The sequence below is a fragment of the Pseudomonas nitroreducens genome (genome assembly GCF_014204515.1).
Classification (GTDB): Bacteria; Pseudomonadota; Gammaproteobacteria; order Pseudomonadales; family Pseudomonadaceae; genus Pseudomonas; species Pseudomonas nitritireducens_A.
Map to the genome: position 1 here is coordinate 100,035 of NZ_JACHLI010000011.1, position 23,463 is coordinate 123,497.

General features: G+C 66.4%; 26 protein-coding genes. 14 read left to right on the forward strand and 12 right to left on the reverse strand.

What is annotated here, in order from left to right:
* Nucleotides 1–334 precede the first annotated feature (334 nt).
* The 5 genes from HNP46_RS15585 to pilT all read right to left on the reverse strand — a co-directional run bounded on the left by HNP46_RS15585 (nt 335) and on the right by pilT (nt 5,892).
* A complete protein-coding gene (locus HNP46_RS15585; RefSeq protein ID WP_184590448.1) occupies nt 335–1,504 on the reverse strand; it encodes a trans-sulfuration enzyme family protein in 1,170 nt (389 codons plus the stop codon).
* A complete protein-coding gene (locus HNP46_RS15590; RefSeq protein ID WP_184590450.1) occupies nt 1,501–2,874 on the reverse strand; it encodes a pyridoxal-phosphate dependent enzyme in 1,374 nt (457 codons plus the stop codon). The genes HNP46_RS15585 and HNP46_RS15590 overlap by 4 nt, the downstream gene beginning before the upstream one ends.
* Before the next feature lie 250 nt (nt 2,875–3,124).
* A complete protein-coding gene (locus HNP46_RS15595) occupies nt 3,125–3,529 on the reverse strand; it encodes an NINE protein (protein WP_184590452.1) in 405 nt (134 codons plus the stop codon).
* A 78-nt stretch (nt 3,530–3,607) separates the two neighbouring features.
* Nucleotides 3,608–4,753, reverse strand: coding sequence for a type IV pilus ATPase PilU (gene pilU / locus HNP46_RS15600; RefSeq protein WP_184590454.1), 1,146 nt, complete (start codon nt 4,751–4,753; stop codon nt 3,608–3,610).
* A gap of 104 nt (nt 4,754–4,857) precedes the next feature.
* Nucleotides 4,858–5,892: a type IV pilus twitching motility protein PilT gene (gene pilT, locus HNP46_RS15605; RefSeq protein WP_184590456.1), complete on the reverse strand. Its 1,035-nt coding sequence runs from the start codon at nt 5,890–5,892 to the stop codon at nt 4,858–4,860.
* A gap of 73 nt (nt 5,893–5,965) precedes the next feature.
* On the opposite strand from pilT, the gene HNP46_RS15610 reads away from it, so the two are divergent.
* The 13 genes from HNP46_RS15610 to HNP46_RS15670 all read left to right on the forward strand — a co-directional run bounded on the left by HNP46_RS15610 (nt 5,966) and on the right by HNP46_RS15670 (nt 16,685).
* Complete coding sequence (locus HNP46_RS15610) at nt 5,966–6,655, forward strand: YggS family pyridoxal phosphate-dependent enzyme (protein WP_184590458.1); 690 nt, start codon at nt 5,966–5,968, stop codon at nt 6,653–6,655.
* A 29-nt stretch (nt 6,656–6,684) separates the two neighbouring features.
* A complete protein-coding gene (proC, locus tag HNP46_RS15615) occupies nt 6,685–7,518 on the forward strand; it encodes a pyrroline-5-carboxylate reductase (RefSeq protein ID WP_184590460.1) in 834 nt (277 codons plus the stop codon).
* Nucleotides 7,519–7,523: 5 nt separating this feature from the next.
* Entirely contained in the window at nt 7,524–8,732 is a 1,209-nt protein-coding gene (locus HNP46_RS15620; RefSeq protein ID WP_184590469.1) for a hypothetical protein, read from the forward strand.
* 142 nt (nt 8,733–8,874) lie between these two features.
* Nucleotides 8,875–9,468 (forward strand): YggT family protein, encoded by a 594-nt coding sequence (locus HNP46_RS15625; protein ID WP_184590472.1) that lies wholly within the window; start codon nt 8,875–8,877, stop codon nt 9,466–9,468.
* A gap of 5 nt (nt 9,469–9,473) precedes the next feature.
* Nucleotides 9,474–9,764 carry a DUF167 domain-containing protein gene (locus HNP46_RS15630; RefSeq protein ID WP_184590474.1) on the forward strand — a complete coding sequence of 97 codons (291 nt, stop codon included), beginning with the start codon at nt 9,474–9,476 and terminating at the stop codon, nt 9,762–9,764.
* A gap of 118 nt (nt 9,765–9,882) precedes the next feature.
* Nucleotides 9,883–11,850 carry a dynamin-like GTPase family protein gene (locus tag HNP46_RS15635; RefSeq protein ID WP_184590477.1) on the forward strand — a complete coding sequence of 656 codons (1,968 nt, stop codon included), beginning with the start codon at nt 9,883–9,885 and terminating at the stop codon, nt 11,848–11,850.
* Between the two features lie 110 nt (nt 11,851–11,960).
* The gene (gene metX, locus HNP46_RS15640) at nt 11,961–13,100 is read left to right on the forward strand and encodes a homoserine O-succinyltransferase MetX (protein WP_184590479.1); all 1,140 of its coding nucleotides are present in this window, start codon (nt 11,961–11,963) and stop codon (nt 13,098–13,100) included.
* Nucleotides 13,101–13,122: 22 nt separating this feature from the next.
* The gene (gene metW, locus HNP46_RS15645; protein WP_184590481.1) at nt 13,123–13,743 is read left to right on the forward strand and encodes a methionine biosynthesis protein MetW; all 621 of its coding nucleotides are present in this window, start codon (nt 13,123–13,125) and stop codon (nt 13,741–13,743) included.
* 21 nt (nt 13,744–13,764) lie between these two features.
* Nucleotides 13,765–14,187, forward strand: coding sequence for a DUF4426 domain-containing protein (locus tag HNP46_RS15650; RefSeq protein WP_184590483.1), 423 nt, complete (start codon nt 13,765–13,767; stop codon nt 14,185–14,187).
* Complete coding sequence (gene rdgB, locus HNP46_RS15655) at nt 14,184–14,777, forward strand: RdgB/HAM1 family non-canonical purine NTP pyrophosphatase (RefSeq protein ID WP_184590485.1); 594 nt, start codon at nt 14,184–14,186, stop codon at nt 14,775–14,777. The genes HNP46_RS15650 and rdgB overlap by 4 nt, the downstream gene beginning before the upstream one ends.
* On the forward strand, nt 14,774–15,982 hold the full coding sequence (hemW, locus tag HNP46_RS15660; RefSeq protein WP_260403184.1) for a radical SAM family heme chaperone HemW: 1,209 nt from the start codon (nt 14,774–14,776) through the stop codon (nt 15,980–15,982). The genes rdgB and hemW overlap by 4 nt, the downstream gene beginning before the upstream one ends.
* Before the next feature lie 80 nt (nt 15,983–16,062).
* Nucleotides 16,063–16,386: a DUF3392 domain-containing protein gene (locus tag HNP46_RS15665; RefSeq protein WP_017520106.1), complete on the forward strand. Its 324-nt coding sequence runs from the start codon at nt 16,063–16,065 to the stop codon at nt 16,384–16,386.
* A gap of 44 nt (nt 16,387–16,430) precedes the next feature.
* Nucleotides 16,431–16,685, forward strand: a complete 255-nt coding sequence (locus HNP46_RS15670; RefSeq protein WP_184590487.1) for a hypothetical protein — start codon at nt 16,431–16,433, stop codon at nt 16,683–16,685.
* 410 nt (nt 16,686–17,095) lie between these two features.
* Here the strand turns inward: HNP46_RS15670 and HNP46_RS15675 are convergent, their stop codons facing one another.
* From HNP46_RS15675 to HNP46_RS15695, 5 genes are all read right to left on the reverse strand, one after another.
* A complete protein-coding gene (locus tag HNP46_RS15675; RefSeq protein WP_184590489.1) occupies nt 17,096–18,442 on the reverse strand; it encodes a DUF1329 domain-containing protein in 1,347 nt (448 codons plus the stop codon).
* A 169-nt stretch (nt 18,443–18,611) separates the two neighbouring features.
* Nucleotides 18,612–19,283 carry a tRNA (guanosine(46)-N7)-methyltransferase TrmB gene (gene trmB / locus HNP46_RS15680; RefSeq protein ID WP_221454991.1) on the reverse strand — a complete coding sequence of 224 codons (672 nt, stop codon included), beginning with the start codon at nt 19,281–19,283 and terminating at the stop codon, nt 18,612–18,614.
* A gap of 135 nt (nt 19,284–19,418) precedes the next feature.
* Nucleotides 19,419–20,222, reverse strand: coding sequence for a thiazole synthase (locus HNP46_RS15685; RefSeq protein ID WP_184590493.1), 804 nt, complete (start codon nt 20,220–20,222; stop codon nt 19,419–19,421).
* 59 nt (nt 20,223–20,281) lie between these two features.
* Nucleotides 20,282–20,482, reverse strand: coding sequence for a sulfur carrier protein ThiS (gene thiS, locus HNP46_RS15690; RefSeq protein ID WP_184590495.1), 201 nt, complete (start codon nt 20,480–20,482; stop codon nt 20,282–20,284).
* Between the two features lie 100 nt (nt 20,483–20,582).
* Nucleotides 20,583–20,951, reverse strand: a complete 369-nt coding sequence (locus HNP46_RS15695; RefSeq protein WP_184590497.1) for a DUF423 domain-containing protein — start codon at nt 20,949–20,951, stop codon at nt 20,583–20,585.
* Nucleotides 20,952–21,017: 66 nt separating this feature from the next.
* Between HNP46_RS15695 and mtgA the strand changes: the two genes are divergently transcribed.
* On the forward strand, nt 21,018–21,704 hold the full coding sequence (gene mtgA / locus HNP46_RS15700) for a monofunctional biosynthetic peptidoglycan transglycosylase (RefSeq protein WP_184590499.1): 687 nt from the start codon (nt 21,018–21,020) through the stop codon (nt 21,702–21,704).
* Nucleotides 21,705–21,872: 168 nt separating this feature from the next.
* Here mtgA and HNP46_RS15705 read toward each other — a convergent pair whose 3' ends face one another.
* On the reverse strand, nt 21,873–22,508 hold the full coding sequence (locus HNP46_RS15705) for a hypothetical protein (RefSeq protein ID WP_184590501.1): 636 nt from the start codon (nt 22,506–22,508) through the stop codon (nt 21,873–21,875).
* A gap of 83 nt (nt 22,509–22,591) precedes the next feature.
* The gene (gene rpoH / locus HNP46_RS15710; RefSeq protein ID WP_024766773.1) at nt 22,592–23,446 is read right to left on the reverse strand and encodes an RNA polymerase sigma factor RpoH; all 855 of its coding nucleotides are present in this window, start codon (nt 23,444–23,446) and stop codon (nt 22,592–22,594) included.
* Between the last annotated feature and the right edge of the window lie 17 nt (nt 23,447–23,463).

The following is a 23,463-nucleotide window of genomic DNA, read 5'->3' on the forward strand; positions in this document are numbered from 1 at the left end:
CGGGCTTTTTCTTTTCCTATCGCCCCACAGCGAACTTCATCTCCAACCGGCCAGCGTAGGAGCGGACCTTGTCCGCGAAATCCTTCGCGGCGGACGCCCCAACCTCCGGAGCCTGCGCCAGCCCCTCTAACGCCCGCCGGATAACTCCGCTGTGTCGGCAAGACTTCGCGAACAAGGTCCGCTCCTACCGGGAGCTTCAACGTAGGATGGGTGGAGCGCAGCGATACCCATGCTGTCGGTGCCGCGATTGATGGGTATCGCTTCGCTCCACGCCATCCTACGAAGTCACGGCTGCCAGGCCCGCGCCGCGACTTCGACTCTTGTAGGACCAGCCTCAGATCATCGCCAGGGCCTTGGCCAGGTCAGCGCGCAGGTCCTCCACGTCTTCCACCCCCACCGACAGGCGAATCAGCGAATCGCCGATGCCCAGCGCTGCGCGGTTTTCCGGCGGGATGCTGGCGTGGGTCATGATCGCCGGGTGTTCGATCAGGCTTTCCACGCCGCCCAGGCTCTCGGCCAGGGCGAACAGCTGGACGTTCTCCAGGAAGCGCCGCGAACCGGCGAGGTCGGTGTCCAGGTCCAGCGAGATCATCCCGCCGAAGCCTTTCATCTGCGTGCGCGCCAGCTCGTGCTGCGGGTGCGACGGCAGACCGGGGTAATAGACGCGCTTCACTTGCGGCTGCTGTTCCAGCCATTTCGCCAGCTCCAGGGCATTGGCGCAGTGCCGCTCCATGCGCAGCGCCAGGGTCTTCACGCCGCGCAGGGTGAGGAAGGCGTCGAACGGGCCGGCGATGGCGCCCACCGAGTTCTGCAGGAAGCCCAGGCGCTCGGCGAGGTCGGGGTTGTCGCCGACGATGGCGATGCCGCCGATGACGTCCGAGTGGCCGTTGAGGTACTTGGTGGTGGAGTGCACGACGATGTCGAAGCCCTGGTCCAGCGGGCGCTGCACGTAGGGGCTGGCGAAGGTGTTGTCGGCCACGCAGAGGATGCCGCGCTCGCGGCAGGTGCGGGCGATGGCGGCCAGGTCGGTCAGGCGCAGCAGCGGGTTGCTCGGGGTTTCCACCCAGACCATCCGCGTCTTGTCAGTGAGCGCTGCCTCCAGCGCACCGGGCTGGGCCAGGTCGGCGAAGTGGAAATCATGCCCGGCGCTGCGCCGGCGCACCCGCTCGAACAGGCGGAAGGTGCCGCCGTAGAGGTCATTGCCGGAGACGATGTGCGAGCCGGCGTCGAGCAGTTCCAGCACCGCCGAGATGGCCGCCAGGCCCGAGGCGAAGGCGAACGCCTTGCTGCCGCCTTCGAGGTCCGCCACGCAGCGCTCCAGCGCCCAGCGCGTGGGGTTGTGCGAGCGGCCGTAGTCGAGGCCCTTGTGTACGCCGGGGCTGTCCTGGCGGTAGGTGGAGTTGGCGTAGATCGGCGGCATGATCGCCCCGGTGGAGGGGTCCGGTTCCTGCCCGGCGTGAATCACGCGGGTGGCGAAACCGAGGCGGTCGTCGTGCTGGCTCATGGGAGGGTCCTCCGCAAATGGTTGAGCAGGTCGAATCTTGTGATCAGGCCATGGAAGCCCGAGGCATCAGCGATGATGGCCACCAGGCCGCGCGCCAGCACGGCTTCCAGTTCCTTGAGAGTGGCGCCCGGCGCCAGCGTCTCTGGCGCGGTGCTCATGGCGCTGGCGACTTCACGGCGGAAATGTTCGGGGTCGTCGTGCACGCCCAGCAGGATGTCGGATTCGTCGATCACCCCGACCAGGCGCTGGCCGTCGAGCACCGGCAGCTGGGAGATGTCCGCCAGACGCATGCGCTGGAAGGCGGTGAGCAGGGTGTCGCCGGGGCCGACGCTGACCACCCGGCCCTCCTCGAAACGCCGCGCGATGATGTCGCGCAGGTCGTCGTAGCGCTTGCGCTGCAGCAGGCCCTGGTCGGTCATCCACTGGTCGTTGTAGATCTTCGACAGGTAGCGCGTGCCGGTGTCGCAGACCAGGCTGACCACGCGTTTGGGTTCGGTCTGCTCGCGGCAATAGCGCAGCGCGGCGGCCAGCAGGGTGCCGGTGGAGGAACCGGCGGCGATGCCTTCGTTGCGCAGCAGTTCGCGGGCAGTGGCGAAGCTCTCTTCGTCACTGATCGAATAGGCATGGCGCACGCTGGAGAGATCGGCAATCGACGGTACGAAGTCCTCGCCGATGCCTTCCACTGCCCAGGAACCGGGCGTGCCGATGGCGCCGGAGCGCGAGTACTCGGCCATGATCGAGCCCATCGGGTCGGCGAGGACCATCTCCAGCTCGGGTTGCACCTTCTGGAAGAAGCGCGTGAGGCCAGTGAGCGTGCCAGCGGAGCCGACGCCGACCACCACGGCGTCGAGGTCATGGCCGGTCTGCGCCCAGATTTCCGGGGCGGTGCCGGTCTCGTGGGCCAGCGGGTTGGCGGGGTTGTTGAACTGGTCGGCGAAGAAGGCGTTGGGCAGGTCCTTCGCCAGCCGGGCGGCGACGTCCTGGTAATACTCGGGGTGGCCCTTGCCGACGTCGGAACGGGTGATGTGCACCTCGGCGCCCATGGCGCGCAGGTGCAGGACCTTCTCGGTGGACATCTTGTCCGGCACCACCAGCACCACCCGGTAGCCCTTGGCACGGCCCACCAGAGCCAGGCCCAGGCCGGTGTTGCCGGCGGTGGCTTCGACGATTACGCCGCCGGGTTTCAGCCGGCCGTCACGCTCGGCGGCCTCGATCATGGCGACGCCGATGCGGTCCTTGATGGAGCCGCCGGGGTTCTGCGATTCGAGCTTGAGGAACAGGGTGCAGGGTCCGGTATCGAAGCGCGTCACGCGGACCATGGGGGTATTGCCGATCAGGTCGAGTACGGCGGGGCGGGATTCGTTGCTCATGGCAGCCACTCCTTCGGGGCGCCCTGGGGATCGCCCGGCGGCGCCTGCTACTGTCCTCCTGACCTTAGGCGCGAGGCACAGCTCGCGCCAGGCGGCGCGACGAAAGACGGCGGCTTTGGCTTTTCGTAGAGTGTGAGGATTCGGCGCGAAGTGAAGGAGCGCCGTAGGAGCGGACTCCGTCCGCGATAGGTCCGCATCGCGCCGGAGACCATCGCGGACAGAGTCCGCTCCTACGGGGAATGCATGGGTGTCAGATCCGCTGCGGCCCGTTGCGCTCGGAGATCTGGCTGTTCAGCGTCCAGAAGTCATAGAGCACGCCGAGGAAGAACAGTCCGCCGGTGCACAGGTAGATCAGCCCGGTGATCCACTTGCCCATGTACAGGCGATGCACGCCGAACACGCCGAGGAAGGTCAGCAGGATCCAGGCGACGTTGTAGTCCACGCCGCCGGCGCGGAAGCGCTGGTCCGCGGCATCGTCCATGGAGGGGATGAGGAACAGGTCGATGATCCAGCCGATGAAGAACAGGCCGAGGGTGAAGAACCAGATGGTGCCGGTGATCGGCTTGCCGTAATAGAAGCGGTGCGAGCCGGTGAAGCCGAAGATCCACAGCAGGTAGCCGATGACCTTGCTGTGGGTATCAGGGTTGGCGGACATGCCTTTCTCCCGTTGCGTTGCGTGGCAGCCAGCATAAACGAAAAGCCCGCACGGGGCGGGCTTCTCGGACGTCGCGGATCAGCGGAAGCGGCGGTTGGGATCGTCGTCGCTCAGCTCCAGGGTCAGGCCCTGGGTCATGGTGGTCAGGTGGTCGGCGTCGGTTTCCGAGCCCAGCTTGATCATCAGGCGCAGGTCGTTCGCCGAGTCGGCGTAGGCCAGCGCATCTTCGTAGGTGATCTCGCCCTGGGTGTAGAGCTGGTACAGCGCCTGGTCGAAGGTCTGCATGCCCTGCTCGGTGGAGCGCTTCATCAGCGGCTTGAGCTCGTGGACCTCGCCCTTGCGGATCAGGTCGGCAGCCAGCGGGGTGTTCAGCAGCACCTCGATCACCGCGCGGCGACCCTTGCCGTCCGGGGTCGGCACCAGCTGCTGGGCGACGATGGCCTTGAGGTTGAGCGACAGGTCCATCCACACCTGGCCGTGCCGGTCGGCGGGGAAGAAGTGGATGATCCGCTCCAGCGCCTGGTTGGCATTGTTGGCGTGCAGGGTCGCCAGGCACAGGTGGCCGGTTTCGGCGAAGGCCACGGCGTGGTCCATGGTCTCGCGCGAGCGCACCTCGCCAATCATGATCACGTCAGGCGCCTGGCGCAGAGTGTTCTTCAGCGCCACTTCGAAGCTGTCGGTATCCAGGCCCACCTCGCGCTGGGTGACGATGCAGCCCTGGTGCTGGTGGATGTACTCGATGGGGTCTTCGATGGAGATGATGTGGCCGGTGGAGTTCTTGTTGCGGTAGCCGATCATCGCCGCCAGCGAGGTGGATTTACCGGTGCCGGTGGCGCCAACGAAGATCACCAGGCCGCGCTTGGTCATCGCCAGCTTCTTGAGGACTTCCGGCAGCTTGAGGTCTTCGATGGTCGGGATGTGGGTCTCGATGCGACGCAGCACCATGCCCACCAGGTTGCGCTGGTAGAAGGCGCTGACGCGGAAACGGCCGATGCCGCGGGCGCTGATGGCGAAGTTACACTCGTGGTTCTCGGCGAAGTCGCGGCGCTGCTGTTCGTTCATCACCGAGAGCACCGTCTCGCGGGTCTGCTCCGGCGACAGCGCGGTCTTGGTCACCGGCAGCACCTTGCCATTGACCTTCATCGACGGCGGCACGCCCGCCGTGACGAAGAGGTCGGAGGCACCCTTTTCCACCATCAGGCGCAACAGCTTCTCGAATTCCATGCTCGTTCTCGCGGGGTTTCACGCTGACTGCGACGATGCTGTCGAAGCACGGAACGAGTGCGTGTGGCGCGTTCCATGCGCCGGGCCGCGGTGGCCCGGTGGAGTTAGAAGTTTTCCGGGATCTTGGCCTTTTCCTTGGCCGAGTCGCGGGTCACCAGGCCCTTGGCGACCAGGCCCTTGAGGCACATGTCGAGGGTCTGCATGCCGATCGCGCCGCCGGTCTGGATCGCCGAGTACATCTGCGCCACCTTGTCCTCGCGGATCAGGTTACGGATCGCCGGGGTGCCGATCATGATCTCGTGGGCCGCCACCCGGCCGCCGCCGATCTTCTTCAGCAGGGTCTGGGAAATCACCGCCTGCAGCGATTCGGAGAGCATCGAGCGGACCATGGATTTCTCCTCGGCGGGGAACACGTCGACGATCCGGTCGATGGTCTTGGCCGCGGAGGTGGTGTGCAGGGTGCCGAACACCAGGTGGCCGGTTTCCGCGGCGGTCAGCGCCAGGCGGATGGTCTCCAGGTCGCGCATCTCGCCGACCAGGATGATGTCCGGGTCTTCACGCAGGGCCGAGCGCAGCGCCTCGTTGAAGCCCAGGGTGTCGCGGTGCACCTCGCGCTGGTTGACCAGGCACTTCTTCGATTCGTGGACGAATTCGATCGGGTCCTCGACAGTGAGGATGTGGCTGTACTTGGTGTTGTTCAGGTAGTCGAGCATCGCCGCCAGCGAGGTGGACTTGCCCGAACCGGTGGGGCCGGTGACCAGCACCAGGCCGCGCGGCACGTCGGAGACGCGCTTGAACACCTCGCCCATGCCCAGGTCTTCCATGGTCAGGACCTTGGAGGGAATGGTCCGGAACACGGCGCCGGCGCCGCGGTTCTGGTTGAAGGCGTTGACCCGGAAACGCGCCACCCCCGGGACTTCGAAGGAGAAGTCGGTCTCCAGGAATTCTTCGTAATCCTTGCGCTGCTTGTCGTTCATGATGTCGTAGATCAGCGCGTGAACCTGCTTGTGCTCCAGCGGCGGCAGGTTGATGCGGCGAACATCGCCATCGACGCGGATCATCGGCGGCAGGCCGGCCGAGAGGTGCAGGTCCGAAGCGCCCTGCTTGGCGCTGAAGGCGAGCAGCTCGGTAATATCCATGGGACTCCCCAATCAAGAGCAAGCAGGTAGAATGCCGCAGAACACGCAGCAGCCGGGCGGAAAAGCGACGGTAATGTCCACGATAGCAGAGAATATTGCAAAGGTTCGCGTACGAATCCGTGAGGCGGAACAAGCGAAAAATCGCACGCCTGGGTCGGTGCAGTTGCTTGCCGTGAGCAAGACCAAACCCGCCGCCGCCATCCGCGAAGCGTATGCCGAAGGCTTGAGCGATTTCGGCGAGAACTACCTGCAGGAAGCGCTGCTCAAGCAGGTCGAGCTGGCCGACCTGCCGCTGACCTGGCACTTCATCGGGCCTATCCAGTCGAACAAGACCCGGCCGATCGCCGAGCACTTCCACTGGGTGCACTCGGTGGACCGGCTGAAGGTCGCCCAGCGCCTCTCCGAACAGCGCCCGGCGACCATGCCGCCGCTCAACGTGCTGCTGCAGGTGAACGTCAGCGGCGAGGACAGCAAGTCCGGCTGCTCCCCCGCGGAGCTGCCCGCCCTCGCCCAGGCGGTGGCGCAACTGCCGCACCTGAAGCTGCGCGGCCTGATGGCGATCCCCGAGCCCACCGACGACGTCGCCGCGCAGCACGCCGCCTTCGCCCGCCTGCGCGAGCTGATGCACGCCCTGAATCTTGGCCTGGACACCCTGTCCATGGGCATGAGCCACGACCTCGAAGCCGCCATCGGCGAAGGCGCCACCTGGGTGCGGATCGGTACCGCCCTGTTCGGCGCCCGTGACTACGGCGCCTCGCACTGACGCACTGAATGAATAAAGGAAGAGACCCCATGAGCAGCACCCGCATTGCCTTCATCGGCGCCGGCAACATGGCCGCCAGTCTCATCGGCGGCCTGCGCGCCAAGGGCGTCGCCGCGGGCGACATCCGCGCCAGCGATCCGGGCGCCGAGCAGCGCGTGAAGATCGCCGCCGAGCATGGCATCGAAGTGGTCGGCGACAACGCCGATGCCGTGGCCGGCGCTGACGTGGTGGTCCTGGCGGTGAAGCCGCAGGTCATGAAGGACGTCTGCCTGGCCCTGGCGCCGGCCCTGAGCGAGAACGCCCTGATCGTCTCCATCGCCGCGGGCATTCCCTGCGCCAGCCTCGAACGCTGGCTCGGCGCGGTGAACGGCCAGCCGCGCGCCATCGTCCGCTGCATGCCCAACACCCCGGCGCTGGTCGGCCTGGGCGCCAGCGGCCTGTTCCCCAACGCCAGCGTCAGCGCCGCCCAGCGCGAGCAGGCGCAGCAACTGCTGAGCGCCGTGGGCATTGCCCTGTGGCTGGACGAGGAGCGCCAGATCGAGGCGGTCACCGCCGTCTCCGGCAGCGGCCCGGCCTATTTCTTCCTGCTGATGGAAGCCATGACCGCCGCCGGCGAGAAGCTCGGCCTGTCCCGCGAAGTCGCCGGCCAGCTGGCCCGCCAGACCGCCCTGGGCGCGGCGCAGATGGCCATCAGCAGCGATGTCGATCCGGCCGAACTGCGCCGCCGCGTGACTTCGCCCAAGGGCACCACCGAAGCGGCCATCACCACCTTCCAGGCCAACGGCTTCGAGGCGCTGGTGGAGAAAGCAGTCGGCGCTGCCGACCACCGTTCCGCCGAACTGGCCGAGCAGCTGGGCCGCTGACCGCGATGTCCCTCGCCACTTCGCGACCAGGGAAGGTCGCACTGCCCCTCGCGGCCTGCCTACTACTGGCCAGCGCCGTCGTCCAGGCCGCGCAATGCCCGGTGCCCGCCACCATCGGCGAGGCGACACTCGCGGCTCGCCAGACGCTGCAGCAGGCCATGAGCAGCGGCTTCGACAACGATGCGGACAACACCGTCGCGCCGGTGCTGAGCCAGGCCATCGAGCACTATAAACAGACGCTGGCCGAGGCCTTCGATGCCCATCTCGCCTGCGCCCCGGCGACGCCGGACGCAGCGGCCCTGCAGGCCGACCTGCGCCAGCAGTTGCTGCCTGCCGCACAGCCGGCCAGCGACGGCCCGCCGACCGAGCAGGACGAGATAGTCGTCAGCCTGAGCGACAGCCCTACTCCGCTGCTGCTGGTCAGCGGCGGCTTCGCCATCCCCTGCGGCACCGACAACGTCCTGCGCGGCTATCGCCGCGAAGGCGACACCTGGGTCCGTGCACTGGACTGGCAGAGCGGTCCCTACAAAGACATCTCCGGCGCCTACGGCGACCTGTATCGGTACCAGCGCCTGGCCAACGGCGACATCGCACTGATGCACGGCACGCCCTGGTGCACCTCGCGCTGGAGCCACCTGGCAGTGGAAGTGGTGCGCCCGGCCAGCGCCGACCAGGCCCAGCGCACCCTGCTGCACACCGAGCACGATTACGTGCGCGACGAGCAGGAAGTGCAGCTCAAGGCCCGCTCCGACGGCTTCGAGTGGCGCGCCGAGGTCGGCAGCCTGGACGGCGACCTGCTGACCCGGCCCGGCATCTTCCGCTATCGCCAGGACGGTGAAAGCTTCCAGCGCATCCAGCCCGCCGCGTCCAATGGCCGCGGCTTCGTCGATGAGTGGCTGCGGGTGGACGCCGACCTTGCCCGCGCCTGGGCCGACCCGGCCAGCGCCGACGCCAGCCTGGCAGCCCGCGAGGAACTGCTCGGCCTCAACAAGCGCAGCGGCGTGACCCTGGCCTATACCGCGGTGCGCGGCTGCAAGGCCGATCCCGCTCGCTTCCAGGTGGACATCGAGCTGGACAGCCCGCAGCCGCTGGCCGAAGGCAACCAGCGCTTCGTCAGCATCCGCCAGCAAAGCAACGGTTTCACCCTGCTCGGCCTTGGCCGCAGCGCCGACCCGGCGTGCAACGGCCCCGACCTGATGGCCAGGCGGGGTTGAATTTGCACGTGAGGAAACACACTTACAGGCGACCGGCGACGATGAATTCCCTACAGTATGGCGTTACAGCGCCGTCGTTGACCGACCGCCCGATTCGCCCGGCCCTGCGCGCCGGCGCCCAACGTTCACCAAGGACCGCCCAATGACCGGACTTTCCACAGCCGCCATCTATGTGATCCAGACCCTTGGCAGCCTGTATCTGCTGATCGTGCTGCTGCGCTTCATCCTGCAACTGGTCCGCGCCGACTTCTACAACCCGCTCAGCCAGTTCATCGTGCGCGCCACCAAGCCGCTGCTGAACCCGCTGCGTCGGGTCATCCCCGGCTTTGGCGGCATCGACTTCGCCTCGCTGGTGCTGGCCATCCTGGTCCAGCTGCTGCTCATGGTCGTCACCCTGACCCTGATGGGCTACGGCGTCGGCGGCTACATTCTGCAGCTGCTGGTGTGGTCGATCATCGCGGTGACCTCGCTGTTCCTGAAGATCTTCTTCTTCGCCCTGATCATCAGCGTGATCCTCTCCTGGGTCGCTCCGGGCAGCTACAACCCCGGCGCCCAGCTGGTGAACCAGATCTGCGAGCCGTTCCTGGCGCCGTTCCGCAAGCTGCTGCCGAACCTCGGCGGCCTGGATATCTCGCCGATCTTCGCGTTCATCGCGCTGAAACTGATCGACATGCTGGTGATCGGCAACCTCGCCGCCATGACCGGGATGCCGCAGATTCTCTCGCCGTTCATGTAACCGGCATGCCGTTCTACCACTGGGACGGCGAGGACCTGCTCCTCGACGTTCACCTGCAGCCCAAGGCGAGCCGCGACGAGTTCGCCGGGCTGCACGGTGAGCGCCTGAAAATCCGCCTCACCGCGCCGCCCGTCGAAGGCAAGGCCAACGCCCACCTGCTGGCCTTCCTCGGCAAGGCCTTCGGCGTGCCGAAAAGCACGGTGAAGCTGGAAAGCGGCGAACTGAACCGGCAGAAGCGCGTGCGCATTCCCCGGCCGACGAAACTTCCGCCAGACCTCGGGATAGCCGCTCGGTAACCTTGGCCGACCTTACATGTAGGAATGTGCTGTAGGCCAATTGCTATTCCTACAGTCCACCGCATAATCCACGCCATCCATTCCCCGCGCAGGACGCGCCAGCCCAAGGAACGCCCGGATGAGCATGGAACGTCTCAGTCAGCAGATCGATGCCTATGTCACCTGGAAGCGCGAGCTGGTCCGCGAGATCACCCGCTATCGCAGCTGGCTGGAGCGCGCCCGGCTGAATTCGCCGGAGATCGACGAGCGCCTGGAACGCACCCTGCGCCTGCTGCGGGTCGACCACATCACCCTGGCCTTCGTCGGCGAGTACTCGCGCGGCAAGACCGAGCTGATCAACAGCCTGTTCTTCTCCGGCTACGGCCGGCGCATGCTGCCGTCCCAGGCCGGGCGCACCACCATGTGCCCGACCGAACTGTTCTTCGACCCGCGCTCGGAACGCCCCTACATCCGCCTGCTGCCCATCGAGACCCGCGTCGCCGAGGCCAGCGTGGCGCAGTTCAAGCGCATTCCGCGGCACTGGGTGAACATCCCGCTGGACACCTCCGACCCGGCCAACATGGCGCTGGCCTTCGCCCAGGTCGCCAAGACCAAGCCGCTGCCGGTGGAGCAGGCGATCCAGCTGGGCTTCCACCCGGACATGCTCGAAGCCACCGACAAGCCCGGTATCGTGCTGGTGCCGGCGTGGCGCCATGCGCTGGTCAACTTCGACCACCCGCTGCTGCGCCAGGGCCTGCGCATCCTCGACACCCCCGGCCTGAACGCCCTGGGCAGCGAGCCGGAACTGACCCTGTCGATGCTGCCCAGCGCGCAGTCGATCCTCTTCCTGCTGGCTGCCGACACCGGCGTCACCGCTTCCGACATGGCCATCTGGCAGGACCACGTGCGCCAGCTCGGCGAAGACGGCCACACCTCGCTCTACGCCGTGCTGAACAAGATCGACGTGCTCTGGGACGACCTGGCCGGCGAGGCCTTCGTGCAGAACGCCATCCACCGGATCCAGGAAACCACCGCCCGCCAGTTGGGCATCGCCCCCGAGGACGTGCTGCCGCTGTCGGCCAAGCAGGCGCTGCTGGCCAAGGTCCGCGGCGACCGCGAGCTGCTCGCCCGCAGCCAGATGGAAGCGCTGGAGGCGCTGCTCTGCGAACGCATCGTCGCGCAGAAGGAGCGCCTGCTGGAGGACGCCGTGGTCGGCCGCGTGCTGGCCCTGGTCAACAACAGCCAGCACAGCCTGCGCGTCCGCCTGGAGAAGGTGAAGGAGCAGCAGGCGCTGCTCAACGACCAGCAGCAGGACAGCGGCCAGCTGCTGTTCGAGCTGACCGCTCGCACCAAAGACGACCACAACCTGCACCACAAGCGCCTGCTCAGCCTGAAGACCAACCAGCGCCTGCTGCGCCACCAGGGCGAGCAGCTGCGCGATGCGGTGCGCCCGGAGCGTCTGGAACAGCACCTGCGCAAGGTCCACGAAAAGCTGCGCGGCAGCTGGACCACGGTCGGCATCAACCAGGCCATCCTGCAGTTCTTCCGCACCGTGGAGACCGACCTGGTCGGCCTGATGCACGAGTCGGAAACCGCCAACCGCATGGTCGCGGCCATCTACCAGCGGCACAACCAGGAAAACCCGCTCAACGCCCTGGACGCCCCGCAGCTGCGCGTCGAGCGCTACCTGCGCGAGCTGGCCAAGCTGCAGGCCAAGGCCGACCGCTTCCGCCTGCACCTGAAGACCCTGCTCACCGAGCAGCGCCTGCTGACCCGGCGCTTCTTCGCCACCGTCGCCCAGGAAGTCATCGGCCTGCACCAGCGTCTGCGCGAGGAAGCCGAGCAGTGGGCCGCCGATGCGCTGATGCCGCTGATGCAGTACAGCCTGGAACACAAGCAGATGCTGGAAACCCACATGCTGCGCCTCAAGGCCCTGGCCCAGGAAACCCAGCAGGCACGGCAGCGCTCGCTGCTGCTGGGACGCTACACCGAAGAGCTGGAACAGCAGCTCGCCGAGGCCACCGACATCCTCCGCCTGCTGCGCCGCCCGGCTCCGCAGCAGCGCCAGGCCAAGGTCGTCACCCTGCCCACCTCCCAGCGCGCCTGAACCCCGCGCCACGCCCGCCCTGCCCCTGCCCCACCCCCTGCCGAGTGCGCTTGCCGCAGGGGGCGGCGCTCTTTAGACTGGCCGTCCTTTTTTATTCATGAGCCGGGTCGATGCCAACAGTCTTCCCCGAAGATTCCGTCGGTCTGGTCTCGCCCCAGACGCTGCAGTTCAACGAACCGCTGCCCCTGGCCTGCGGCAAGACCCTGCCCGAATACCAGCTGGTGATCGAGACCTACGGCGAGCTCAATGCCACGGCGAGCAACGCCGTGCTGATCTGCCACGCGCTCTCCGGCCACCACCACGCCGCCGGCTACCACAGCGAAGATGAGCGCAAGCCGGGCTGGTGGGACAGCTGCATCGGTCCGGGCAAGCCCATCGACACCCGCAAGTTCTTCGTCGTCGCGCTGAACAACCTCGGCGGCTGCAACGGCTCCACCGGCCCCACCAGCCTCAACCCGGAAACCGGCAAGACCTACGGCGCGGACTTCCCCGTGGTCACCGTGGAAGACTGGGTCAACAGCCAGGCGCGCCTGGCCGATCGCCTGGGCATCCACAGCTGGGCCGCCATCGTCGGCGGCAGCCTGGGCGGCATGCAGGCGCTGCAGTGGACCATCAGCTACCCCGAGCGCGTGCGCCATTGCCTGTGCATCGCCAGCGCCCCCAAGCTGTCGGCGCAGAACATCGCCTTCAACGAAGTGGCGCGCCAGGCGATCCTCTCCGACCCGGAGTTCTACGGCGGCCACTTCCAGGATCACGACGTGATTCCCAAGCGCGGCCTGCGCCTGGCGCGGATGGTCGGACACATCACCTACCTCTCCGATGACGCCATGGGCGCCAAGTTCGGCCGCGACATGAAGTCGGAGAAGCTCAACTACGACCTGCACAGCGTCGAGTTCCAGGTGGAAAGCTACCTGCGTTACCAGGGCGAGGAATTCTCCACCCGCTTCGACGCCAACACCTACCTGCTGATGACCAAGGCGCTGGACTACTTCGACCCGGCCGCCGCCAACGGCGACGATCTGGCGCGCACCCTGGCCGACGTCAAGGCGGACTTCTGCCTGATGTCCTTCACCACCGACTGGCGCTTCTCCCCGGCGCGCTCGCGGGAGATCGTCGACGCGCTGCTGGCGGCGAAGAAGAACGTCAGCTACCTGGAAATCGACGCACCGCAGGGCCACGACGCCTTCCTGATGCCGATTCCGCGCTACCTGCAAGCCTTTGGCGGTTACATGCACCGCATCATCGTATAAGGATCGCCTTTTAAGGAGTACTATGCGCGCCGACCTGGAAATCATCCAAGACTGGATCCCCGCCGGCAGCCGCGTGCTCGACCTGGGCTGCGGCGACGGCGAGCTGCTCGCCTGGCTGCGCGACCACAAGCAGGTCGGCGGCTACGGCCTGGAGATCGACCCGGACAAGATCGCCAAGTGCATCGAACGCGGGGTCAACGTCATCGAACAGGACCTGGACAAGGGCCTGGGCAACTTCGCCAGCAACAGCTTCGACGTGGTGGTGATGACCCAGTCGCTGCAGGCCCTGCGCTACCCGGACAAGGTGCTGGCGGAGATGCTGCGCGTGGGTCGGACCTGCATCATCACCTTCCCCAACTTCGGCCACTGGCGCTGCCGCTGGTACCTCGCGCGCAATGGCCGCATGCCGGTGTCGGAATTCCTTCCGTACACTTGGTACAACACGCCGAACATCCACTTCTGTACCTTCCGCGACTTCGAGGCGCTCTGCCACGAACAGCACGCCAAGGTGCTGGACCGCCTGGCGGTGGACCACGAGCACCAGCACGGCTGGGCCTCGCGAATCTGGCCTAATCTGTTGGGTGAGATCGGCATCTACAGGGTCAGCGGTGCCGGCGTGCTGGATCACCGCATCGCCGTCTAAGTTGCACCTGGGAGAACTATCATGCGCCGCCTGCTTACCTTCTTCGCCTGCCTGGTCCTCGCCCTGCCCGCCTTCGCCGAACAGGTGAAGCGCCTGGGCGACCTGCAGGTGCACTACAGCGTGTTCAACTCCAGCTTCCTCCAGCCCAACGTCGCGCAGGCGGTGGGCGTGGTGCGCAGCAAGGCCCAGGGCGTGATCAACATCGTGCCGCTGGACGCCAGCGGCAAGCCGGCCAACGTCACTGTCGCCGGCTCGGCGAAGAACCTGATGGGGCAGAACATCCCCCTGACCTTCAAGCGCGTGGTCGAGGAAGGCGCCGTCTACAACCTGGCGCAGTTCCCCATCGAAGGCCGCGAAACCCTGACCTTCTCCATCCAGGTCCAGTCCGGAAACGAAGCCCCGCAAAGCTTCGATTTCATGCAGGAAATCTTCCCAGACGAATGATCAAGCTCGAACAACTGGTGCTGGCCAGTCACAACGCCGGCAAGCTCAAGGAACTCCAGGCCATGCTCGGCGCCCACGTGAAGGTGCGCTCCATCGGCGAGTTCAGCGACGTGGAACCGGAAGAGACCGGCTTGTCGTTCGTCGAGAACGCCATCCTCAAGGCCCGCAACGCCGCGCGCATCTCCGGCCTGCCGGCACTGGCCGACGATTCGGGCCTGGCGGTGGACTTCCTCGGCGGCGCGCCGGGTATCTATTCCGCACGCTACGCCGACGGCAAGGGTGATGCGGCGAACAACGCCAAGCTGCTGGACGCCCTCAAGGACGTGCCGGACGAGGAGCGCGGCGCCCAGTTCGTCAGCGTGCTGGCCCTGGTCCGCCACGCCGACGACCCGCTGCCGATCCTCTGCGAAGGCCTCTGGCACGGCAGCATCCTGCGCGAAGCCCGCGGCGAGCACGGCTTCGGCTACGACCCGCTGTTCTGGGTACCGGAAGCCGAATGTTCCAGCGCCGAACTGCCGCCCGAGCGCAAGAACCAGATCAGCCACCGCGCCCGCGCGATGGCCCTGCTGAAGCAGCGGCTGGGACTATGACCAAGGCTTCAGGCGACAGGCTTCAGGCCCCAGGCAAAAGCCCCCTCCTGCAGCCTGCAGCCTGCAGCCTGCAGCTCCCGCCCCTGGCGGCGTACGTGCATATCCCCTGGTGCGTACGCAAATGCCCCTACTGCGACTTCAACTCCCACGCCGCCGGCCCGGAGCTGCCCGAGGACGCCTATGTCGAGGCGCTGCTGGCCGATCTGGCGGCCGATCGCGGCTACGTGCAGGGTCGCCATCTGACCTCGATCTTCTTCGGCGGTGGCACACCCAGCCTGTTCTCGGCGAGCGCCCTGGGTCGCATCCTCGAAGGGCTGGAGCAGCAGGTCGGCTTCGAGAGCAATATCGAGATCACCCTGGAAGCCAACCCCGGCACCTTCGAGCAGGCCAAGTTCGCCGATTACCGGGCACTGGGCATCAACCGGCTGTCCATCGGCATCCAGAGCTTCCAGGCCGAGAAGCTCAAGGCGCTTGGGCGTATCCACGACGGTGACGAAGCGGTACGCGCCGCCGAGATGGCGCGCCGCGCCGGCTTCGACAACTTCAACCTGGACCTCATGCACGGCCTGCCCGAGCAGAGCGTCGAGGATGCGCTGAGCGACTTGCGCCAGGCCATCGCCCTGGCGCCGACGCACCTGTCCTGGTACCAGCTGACCATGGAGCCGAACACGGTGTTCTGGAGCCAGCCGCCTGAGCTGCCCGAGGACGACCAGCTGTGGGAAATCCAGGAAGCCGGCCAGGCGCTGCTCGCCCAGGCGGGTTACGTGCAGTACGAAACCTCGGCCTATGCCCGTGACGGCAAGCGCGCACGGCACAACCTGAACTACTGGACCTTCGGCGACTTCCTCGGCATCGGCGCTGGCGCCCACGCCAAGCTGACCACGCCGCAAGGCCGCATCCTGCGCACCTGGAAGACTCGCCTGCCGAAGGACTACCTGAACCCGGAAAAACCCTTCCAGGCCGGCGAGCGCGACCTGGAAGCGGACGACCTGCCCTTCGAGTTCATGATGAACGCCCTGCGCCTCACCGATGGCGTGCCGGCAGCGACCTTCGCCGAGCGCACCGGCCTGCCGCTGGCGTTCATCGAAGCCGCCTGCAACCAGGCACGCAAGGACGGCCTGCTGCTGGACGACCCACAGCGCCTGGCTCCCAGCGAACGCGGCCAGCTGTTCCTCAACGACCTGCTGCAGCGCTTCCTGCCCTGATTCTGTGACAGCAGCGCGGGCGACGCTGCCGTCGCCCGCCGTGTACACTCCCCGGCGACCCTGAATTCCAAGGAGCCCCAATGGACTTCGCGCTCGACCTGATTGCCAACGTTTCCCGCTGGTGCCGCGGCCATCTGTCCGACATCGCCCTGGCGATCATGGCCACCGTGCTGGTGCTGTTCGGTCCGGCGATCAACGCCTGGGTCCAGCAGCGCATCGGCAGCCTGAACTTCGTCTTCCGCACCCTGCTGTTCGTGCTGATCTGCGCCGTGGGCTACGGCCTGGCGATGGTCTTCGTCACCCCGTGGCTGGCCAAGGGCCTGGGCTACTTCAACAACTACACCCTGGCGCCCGTCCTGCTGCTAGTGTTCTTCGTGATTGGCATGATCGCCGACCGCAGCTGACCTGCGGACCTCCGGTGGTTGGCCAGCAACCCGCCGGAGGACCCATGAAGCCGATCAAGCATCTCTACCTGCACTTCACCGACGGCCAGCGCCTGGCGCTGCGCTTCCCCCAGCAGCATGACGACCCCGCCGAAGTGGCCCGCGGCATCCGCAAGCAGATGGAGTCTTCGGCCATCAGCATCGAGGTCGACGGCGACCTGCTGATCATCCCGCGCACCAGCATCAAGTACCTGCAGATCAGCCCGGCACCGATGCGCGTGCCGGAGACCACGGTGCTGGGCGCCGAATTGATCGAATGAGCCAGCGTCCTGCGGACGCTATCGCGGACAGAGTCCGCTCCTACGGGCACAATGCCTTTCGTAGGAGCGGATTCATCCGTGATTGGCGCGGCACAGCGCTCGCAGGGCAGTACCGCCTTTTAGGCGGATAGCGGGCATGGCCCGCTCCTACAGGGGAGCTCCGGCGTCACGGGAATACCCTCTCCCCCGCCCTCTCCCTGAAGGGAGAGGGAGCTGTCCGTACCGGCTGACACTATGGTTTCAATCTGCACCGAACGGTCCCCTCTCCCTTCAGGGAGAGGGTTAGGGAGAGGGAAAATCCCAGGCACGGCCTGTCAGAGAAAGTCAATTGCTCCTACATCCACGCGCACCGCCCGTGATCCGGATTACGCAGATAGACAAAGGCCGCCTCGCGGCGGCCTCTGCTGGACTCAGTTGCCCTCGCGGCGCAAGGCCTGCGGGGTGAAGTCGCGCGGCCCCAGTGGGACCTTGAAGTCGTACATCGGCTCGTTGTTGTCCAGGCCGTCGACGAAGTAGCGCGCGCCCTCGAAGTCGTACAGCGCTTCCAGGGTGCTGAGCACCATGGGCACGTCGTAGTAGTTGATCGGGTGCACTTCCTGGGCGCGGATCAGCTTGCCGTCGGCGTTGTAGATGTCCGAGGCGAGGATCTGCCAGCTGTCCTCGTCGAGGTAGAAGCGGCGCTTGGCGAACGGATGGCCCATGCCCTTGCGCAGGGTCGCCTCGACCACCCACACACGGTGCGGCTCGTAGCGCAGCAGCTCGGGGTTGAGGGTCTTGGTCCGGAGGATGTCGGCGTAGGGAATGCCCTTCTGGTGCACCGCGTAGCTGTTGTACGGCACGAGCATTTCGCGCTTGCCCAGCAGCTGCCACTCGTAGTGGTCCGGCGCGCCGTTGTAGACGTCCACGGTGTCGGCGGTGGCCAGGCCGTTGGTGTCCGGCTGCAGGGTGTCGTAGGCCAGGCTCGGCAGGCGGCGCACGCGGCGCTCACCACTGTTGAAGCGCCAGGCCTTGCGGATCGACAGCACCTGGTCGATGGTCTCCTGCACCACCAGCGCGGAGCCGGCGAGCTTGGCCGGGGCGACGATGTTGTACTTGTAGTAGAACAGCGTGTTGTTCAGGTCCTGCGGGGTCATGCCCTCGCGGCCGTAGTTGAAGTACACGTAGCGGTCGAGCTTGAGCAGGTTGTAGCTGCCGCTGGCGAGCACGGCGGCCTGGTTGGTCACCATGTGAATCTGCTCGCCCCGGTAGCGCATGATGTGGTTCCAGATGGCTTCCAGACCGGTCTTCGGGATCGGGAACGGCACGCCGGCGGCAGCGCCCTGCACGCCATTGCCATCGGCGATCAGCTCGGCATTCTCGGCGTTGAAGCGGGTGGCGTCATAGATGCGCTGGGGCAGCGATGCACTGCGGCGGCTGGGGAAGACGCGCAGGTAGTAGTCCGGATTTTCCTGCAGCAGCGCCTGGGTGCCGGGGGTGAGCAGCGCCTGGTACTGCGCCAGGTTCTTGCTGTCGATCCGGTACTGCACGGTGTCGGCGGCGTACGGATCGAGGTGGTGGGTGCCGGGCTGGTAGCCCGCCGGGGCGCTGGTGATGCCGCCGGTCCACGCAGGGATGGTGCCACTGGCATTGCCGGCCATTTCCGCCCCCATCGGCGTCAGGTCGCGGCCCAGTCGAGCGGCCTCGGCAGCATCGACCTTCGCCTGCGCCGGCAGGGCCCACGCCCCTGCCATCAGCAGTACAGCAAGTTTCTTCAACACAGCAGACTCCTTTGCGACGGACTCCTGTCCGTCACTCTTATTTTCGTCCGCGGCGGATGCCGCTTTTTATTCAGGAGGTGAGGGTGGCCTTGGTGGCCTGCCGGGTGGTCCCGGTCTGGTAGGTGCTTTCGCGTGAAAAAGGCCTGCTGGGCAGGCCTTTTCGGATGGATCAGTCGACGCGCTCGAACTTCAGGTCCCAGACGCCATGGCCGAGTCGCTCCCCGCGACGTTCGAACTTGGTGACCGGTCGCTCTTGCGGGCGCGGCACGTAGGTATTATCGGCCGAAAGGTTGCGATAGCCGGGTGCGGCATTCATCACTTCCAGCATGTGCTCGGCATATTGTTCCCAGTCGGTGGCCATGTGCAGCACACCGCCGACCTTGAGCTTCTGCCGCACCAGCTCGGCCCAGGCCGGCTGGACGATGCGGCGTTTGTGGTGGCGCGACTTGTGCCACGGGTCCGGGAAGAACAGCAGCAGGCGGTCGAGGCTGGCGTCGGCGACGCAGTCGCGCAGCACTTCGAGGGCGTCGCAGCTGTAGACGCGGATGTTGCTCAGGTCCTGGGTCAGCATGCCGTTGAGCAGCGCGCCGACGCCCGGACGGTGCACTTCCACGCCGATGAAATCCTGCTCCGGCGCCGCAGCGGCCATCTCCAGGGTGGCGTGGCCCATGCCGAAGCCGATCTCGAAAGTACGCGGCGCCTGGCGGCCGAATACCTGATCGAAGTCCCGTGCGCCGTCGGCCAGCTCCAGGCCGAACTTCGGCCAGCCCTGGTCGAGGCCGCGCTGCTGGCCTTCGGTCATGCGCCCGGCGCGCATCACGAAGCTCTTGATCGCACGCATCGGACGGTTGTCGGCGTCGGGCTGGTTCTCGGGCTGATTCTCGGGAATGTCACTCATGACTCGGACCTTGCGGGTAAATGCACGCGCGGGCCGGCTGCCCCTGGCAGACCGGCCCGCGCGTCGGGATGGAAATACTTAGTTGATCAGCCCCGTCATCGGCGACGACGCACTGGCGTACAGCTTGCGCGGCATGCGGCCGGCCAGGTAGGCCAGGCGGCCAGCGACGATAGCGTGCTTCATGGCCTCGGCCATCATCACCGGGTTTTGCGCGTGGGCGATGGCGGTGTTCATCAGCACGGCCTCGCAGCCCAGCTCCATGGCGATGGTGGCATCCGAAGCGGTGCCCACGCCGGCATCCACCAGCACCGGGACGGTGGCTTCTTCGAGGATGATGCGCAGGTTGTACGGGTTGCAGATGCCCAGGCCGGAGCCGATCAGGCCGGCCAGCGGCATCACCGCGATGCAGCCGATCTCGGCCAGCTGGCGGGCGATGATCGGGTCGTCGCTGGTGTACACCATGACGTCGAAGCCGTCCTTGACCAGCACTTCGGCGGCCTTGAGGGTTTCCACGACGTTGGGGAAGAGGGTCTTCTGGTCGGCCAGGACTTCCAGCTTGACCAAGTTGTGGCCATCGAGCAGCTCACGGGCCAGGCGGCAGGTGCGCACGGCCTCGACAGCGTCGTAGCAACCGGCGGTGTTCGGCAGGATGGTGTAGCGATCCGGCGGGATCACGTCCAGCAGGTTCGGCTCGCCCGGATTCTGGCCGATATTGGTGCGGCGCACGGCGACGGTGACGATCTCGGCGCCCGAGGCCTCGATGGCCACGCGGGTCTCCTCGAGGTCCTTGTACTTGCCGGTGCCGACCAGCAGACGCGAATGGTAGGTGCGGCCAGCCAGGGTGAAGGGCTTGTCGGCCGGCAGGTTGGAAGCTTGGCTCATCGGATCACTCCTGATGCAAAGGGAAGGCGGGCGGGGCCTGAAAGTCTGGGCGGCGGCTGCTAGCCGCCACCGATGGCATGCACCACTTCCACCTGGTCGCCTTCGCTCAGGGCGGTGGCGGCGTGCTGGCTGCGCGGCACGATGTCCAGATTGAGCTCGACCGCGACACGCTTGCCGGTGAGGTCGAGACGTTCGAGCAGGTGAGCGACGGTGTGGCCGTCGGGCAGCTCGAAGGGTTCGCCATTCAACTGAATACGCATGGGCGGGACGGTCGTTGCTGGAGGGGTCGGCATTCTAGCCCGATCGCGCCGGATGACCAAGGTTCCGGAGTGCCGCACTCGGGCTTTTCTGACGCTCGGGTCAACCCAGCTGGAAAGCCGCGACCAGCAGCAGCGCCCAGCCGATCAGGAAGAACAGCCCGCCGATCGGCGTGATGATGCCCACGCCCAGCCCGGCCAGGGTCAGCAGGTAGAGGCTGCCGGAGAACAGCAGGATACCGACGGTGAAGGCCCAGCCGGCCAGGGTCACCAGGGTGCCGCCGATGTGCGCGGTGAGCAGCGCCACGCCGAACAGCGCCAGGGCATGCAGCATCTGGTAGTGCACGCCGGTCTGGAACACCGCCAGGTACTCGGGCGTGAGCTTGTTCTTCAGGCCGTGGGCGGCGAAGGCGCCGAGGGCGACCCCGGTGAATCCGAAGAACGCGGCGAGCATCAGGAAAGTACGCAGCATGAGGAAGGCTCCAGACAGGTGATCCCGCTATAATGGCCCGCTCATCCGCCACGGGCAAAGTCTCGCATGCGTACCTGGCTCCGCCGCCTGTTCAAGATCGCCCTCTGGTTTGTCGCCGGCAGCGTGGCGCTGGTCATCATCCTGCGCTGGGTGCCGCCGCCCGGCACCATGGTCATGGTCGAGCGCAAGGTCGAATCCTGGTTCAACGGCAAGCCCATCGACCTGCAGCGCAGCTGGCGCTCCTGGGATGAGCTGCCCGACAGCCTGAAGCTTGCGGTGATTGCCGGCGAAGACCAGAAGTTTGCCGAACACCACGGCTTCGACCTGCCGGCGATCCAGAAGGCCCTGGCGCACAACGAACAGGGCGGCAAGGTCCGCGGCGGCAGCACCATCAGCCAGCAGGTGGCGAAGAACGTCTTCCTCTGGACCGGCCGCAGCTGGGTGCGCAAGGGTTTCGAGGCCTGGTTCACCCTGCTGATCGAGACCTTCTGGTCCAAGCAGCGGATTCTCGAGGTCTACCTCAACAGCGTGGAATGGGATGCCGGCGTGTTCGGCGCCCAGGCCGCGGCGCAGCATCACTTCGGCGTCGACGCCAGGCGCCTGTCACAGCAGCAGGCCAGCCTGCTGGCCGCCGTGCTGCCCAACCCGCGCAAGTGGAGCGCCGGCAAGCCCGGTCCCTACGTACGCCAGCGCGCTTCGTGGATTCGCCAGCAGATGTGGCAGTTGGGCAGTGAGTATCTGCAACGGCTGTAAAGGGTTGGCTGCGGCGCTGGAGATATCGGCGCTGCGCGCTCCCTCTCCCTAACCCTGGCTGCGCGCCCCGCTCCGAAGGGAGAGGGGACTGTCTTGAACTTGCGGATAGTCCGTAGCTCGCCGGCTGACTCCGATGTTACGCAGCACGCCGATCGGCTCCCTCTCCCTTCAGGGAGAGGTCTGGGGAGAGGGCGCCTCAGCACCAGCCTTGAAGGTATCGCGCGGCACCACCCGCACCCACTGCAGGGTACCGTCGCGGTGCAGCAGGGTCATGCCCGTCTCCGGATAGACCCAGGCCTCGCCGCCATCCACCTGCAGGCGCAGGCGCGGGTCGCCCAGGCTCACTGCCAGACGACCGACCGCCAGGTCCTCCTGGGGCGCCAGCGCCAGCTCGGAGACCGGCTTGTTGCCCAGCTGGCTCATCAGCTCGGCGCTCAGCGGCTGGTCCTTGCTGCCCGGCTGCATGCCGGTGGCCTTGGCCAGGCTGGCATGCTCAGCCTCGCTCAGGGCCAGCTCCGCCTCGACATGCCAGGGCCCTTCGTCCGTCACCAGGCGGCCGCGGTAATGCAACTGCGGACCGTCCTGGCTGGCGGTCAGCCACAGCTCGCCGGGTTGCAGGTCCTGCAGGTCATTCAACGTGAGCTTGTCGTCGGCCAGCGGCTCGAAGACCTTTTCCTTCCAGTCGATGAACCACTGCGGCGGCTTGGGCGGCGCCGAAGTGCGGGCGACCCAGGTGCCCAGACCGAAGGCCAGCAGGGCGATGACCAGGAAGAACATCCCGTGAACGGGACGCAGGCGCGGCATGCAATGCTCCAGAGTCCGGAAGGCGGACAGAAAAAAACCGCACCAGGGTGCGGTTCGCGACTCGCAGGGCGCGTCGAAGCCGGTCAGGCTTCGATGCGACCCTTGAGCTTGTTCATCGCGTTCTTTTCCAGCTGACGGATCCGCTCCGCGGATACGTTGTACTTGGCGGCGAGGTCGTGCAGGGTCGCCTTCTCCTCGGCCAGCCAGCGCTGGTAGAGGATGTCGCGGCTGCGCTCGTCCAGGCCTTCCAGCGCCTCGTGCAGGCTGGCGGTGGAGCTGTCGCTCCAGTCCGCTTCCTCCAGCTGGCGCGCCGGGTCGTAGCGATGGTCTTCCAGGTAGTGCGCCGGCGACTGGTAGGCGCTCTCGTCGTCGGCATCGGCCGCCGGATCGAACGCCATGTCCTGCCCGGTGAGACGGCTTTCCATCTCGCGGACTTCGCGGGCCTCAACACCGAGGGTTTCCGCGACGCGGTGCACTTCATCATTGCTCAACCAGGCCAGTTTCTTCTTCTGGCTGCGCAGGTTGAAGAACAGCTTGCGCTGCGCCTTGGTGGTCGCGACTTTCACGATCCGCCAGTTGCGCAGGATGAACTCATGGATTTCCGCCTTGATCCAGTGGACGGCGAACGACACCAGGCGCACACCCATTTCCGGGTTGAAGCGCTTCACGGCCTTCATCAGGCCAACGTTGCCTTCCTGGATCAGATCGGCCTGGGCCAGGCCGTACCCGGAATAACTCCGGGCGATATGCACAACAAAGCGCAGGTGCGCCAGAACCATCTGCCGTGCCGCTTCCAGATCTTGCTGGTAGAAGAGGCGTTCGGCCAGTTCGCGCTCCTGCTCCGGCGTCAGCAGCGGAATGCTGTTCACCGAGTGCACGTAGGCTTCCAGGTTCGCACCGGGAGCCAGGGCATAGACAGGTTGCAGAGAAGTGGTCATGCGAATCCTCCGATTCA

Bases quoted from the DNA above. Each gene is read 5' to 3' on its own strand.
- metX (WP_184590479.1), top strand. From the start codon at position 11,961: ATGCCAACAGTCTTCCCCGAAGATTCCGTCGGTCTGGTCTCGCCCCAG.
- HNP46_RS15650 (WP_184590483.1), top strand. From the start codon at position 13,765: ATGCGCCGCCTGCTTACCTTCTTCGCCTGCCTGGTCCTCGCCCTGCCC.
- HNP46_RS15695 (WP_184590497.1), bottom strand. From the start codon at position 20,951: ATGCTGCGTACTTTCCTGATGCTCGCCGCGTTCTTCGGATTCACCGGG.
- HNP46_RS15635 (WP_184590477.1), top strand. From the start codon at position 9,883: ATGAGCATGGAACGTCTCAGTCAGCAGATCGATGCCTATGTCACCTGG.
- metW (WP_184590481.1), top strand. From the start codon at position 13,123: ATGCGCGCCGACCTGGAAATCATCCAAGACTGGATCCCCGCCGGCAGC.
- hemW (WP_260403184.1), top strand. From the start codon at position 14,774: ATGACCAAGGCTTCAGGCGACAGGCTTCAGGCCCCAGGCAAAAGCCCC.
- proC (WP_184590460.1), top strand. From the start codon at position 6,685: ATGAGCAGCACCCGCATTGCCTTCATCGGCGCCGGCAACATGGCCGCC.
- rdgB (WP_184590485.1), top strand. From the start codon at position 14,184: ATGATCAAGCTCGAACAACTGGTGCTGGCCAGTCACAACGCCGGCAAG.
- HNP46_RS15705 (WP_184590501.1), bottom strand. From the start codon at position 22,508: ATGCCGCGCCTGCGTCCCGTTCACGGGATGTTCTTCCTGGTCATCGCC.
- HNP46_RS15665 (WP_017520106.1), top strand. From the start codon at position 16,063: ATGGACTTCGCGCTCGACCTGATTGCCAACGTTTCCCGCTGGTGCCGC.
- pilT (WP_184590456.1), bottom strand. From the start codon at position 5,892: ATGGATATTACCGAGCTGCTCGCCTTCAGCGCCAAGCAGGGCGCTTCG.
- HNP46_RS15670 (WP_184590487.1), top strand. From the start codon at position 16,431: ATGAAGCCGATCAAGCATCTCTACCTGCACTTCACCGACGGCCAGCGC.
- HNP46_RS15610 (WP_184590458.1), top strand. From the start codon at position 5,966: ATGTCCACGATAGCAGAGAATATTGCAAAGGTTCGCGTACGAATCCGT.
- thiS (WP_184590495.1), bottom strand. From the start codon at position 20,482: ATGCGTATTCAGTTGAATGGCGAACCCTTCGAGCTGCCCGACGGCCAC.
- HNP46_RS15630 (WP_184590474.1), top strand. From the start codon at position 9,474: ATGCCGTTCTACCACTGGGACGGCGAGGACCTGCTCCTCGACGTTCAC.
- HNP46_RS15685 (WP_184590493.1), bottom strand. From the start codon at position 20,222: ATGAGCCAAGCTTCCAACCTGCCGGCCGACAAGCCCTTCACCCTGGCT.
- pilU (WP_184590454.1), bottom strand. From the start codon at position 4,753: ATGGAATTCGAGAAGCTGTTGCGCCTGATGGTGGAAAAGGGTGCCTCC.
- HNP46_RS15625 (WP_184590472.1), top strand. From the start codon at position 8,875: ATGACCGGACTTTCCACAGCCGCCATCTATGTGATCCAGACCCTTGGC.
- HNP46_RS15620 (WP_184590469.1), top strand. From the start codon at position 7,524: ATGTCCCTCGCCACTTCGCGACCAGGGAAGGTCGCACTGCCCCTCGCG.
- trmB (WP_221454991.1), bottom strand. From the start codon at position 19,283: ATGCGTGCGATCAAGAGCTTCGTGATGCGCGCCGGGCGCATGACCGAA.
- rpoH (WP_024766773.1), bottom strand. From the start codon at position 23,446: ATGACCACTTCTCTGCAACCTGTCTATGCCCTGGCTCCCGGTGCGAAC.
- HNP46_RS15590 (WP_184590450.1), bottom strand. From the start codon at position 2,874: ATGAGCAACGAATCCCGCCCCGCCGTACTCGACCTGATCGGCAATACC.
- HNP46_RS15595 (WP_184590452.1), bottom strand. From the start codon at position 3,529: ATGTCCGCCAACCCTGATACCCACAGCAAGGTCATCGGCTACCTGCTG.
- mtgA (WP_184590499.1), top strand. From the start codon at position 21,018: ATGCGTACCTGGCTCCGCCGCCTGTTCAAGATCGCCCTCTGGTTTGTC.
- HNP46_RS15585 (WP_184590448.1), bottom strand. From the start codon at position 1,504: ATGAGCCAGCACGACGACCGCCTCGGTTTCGCCACCCGCGTGATTCAC.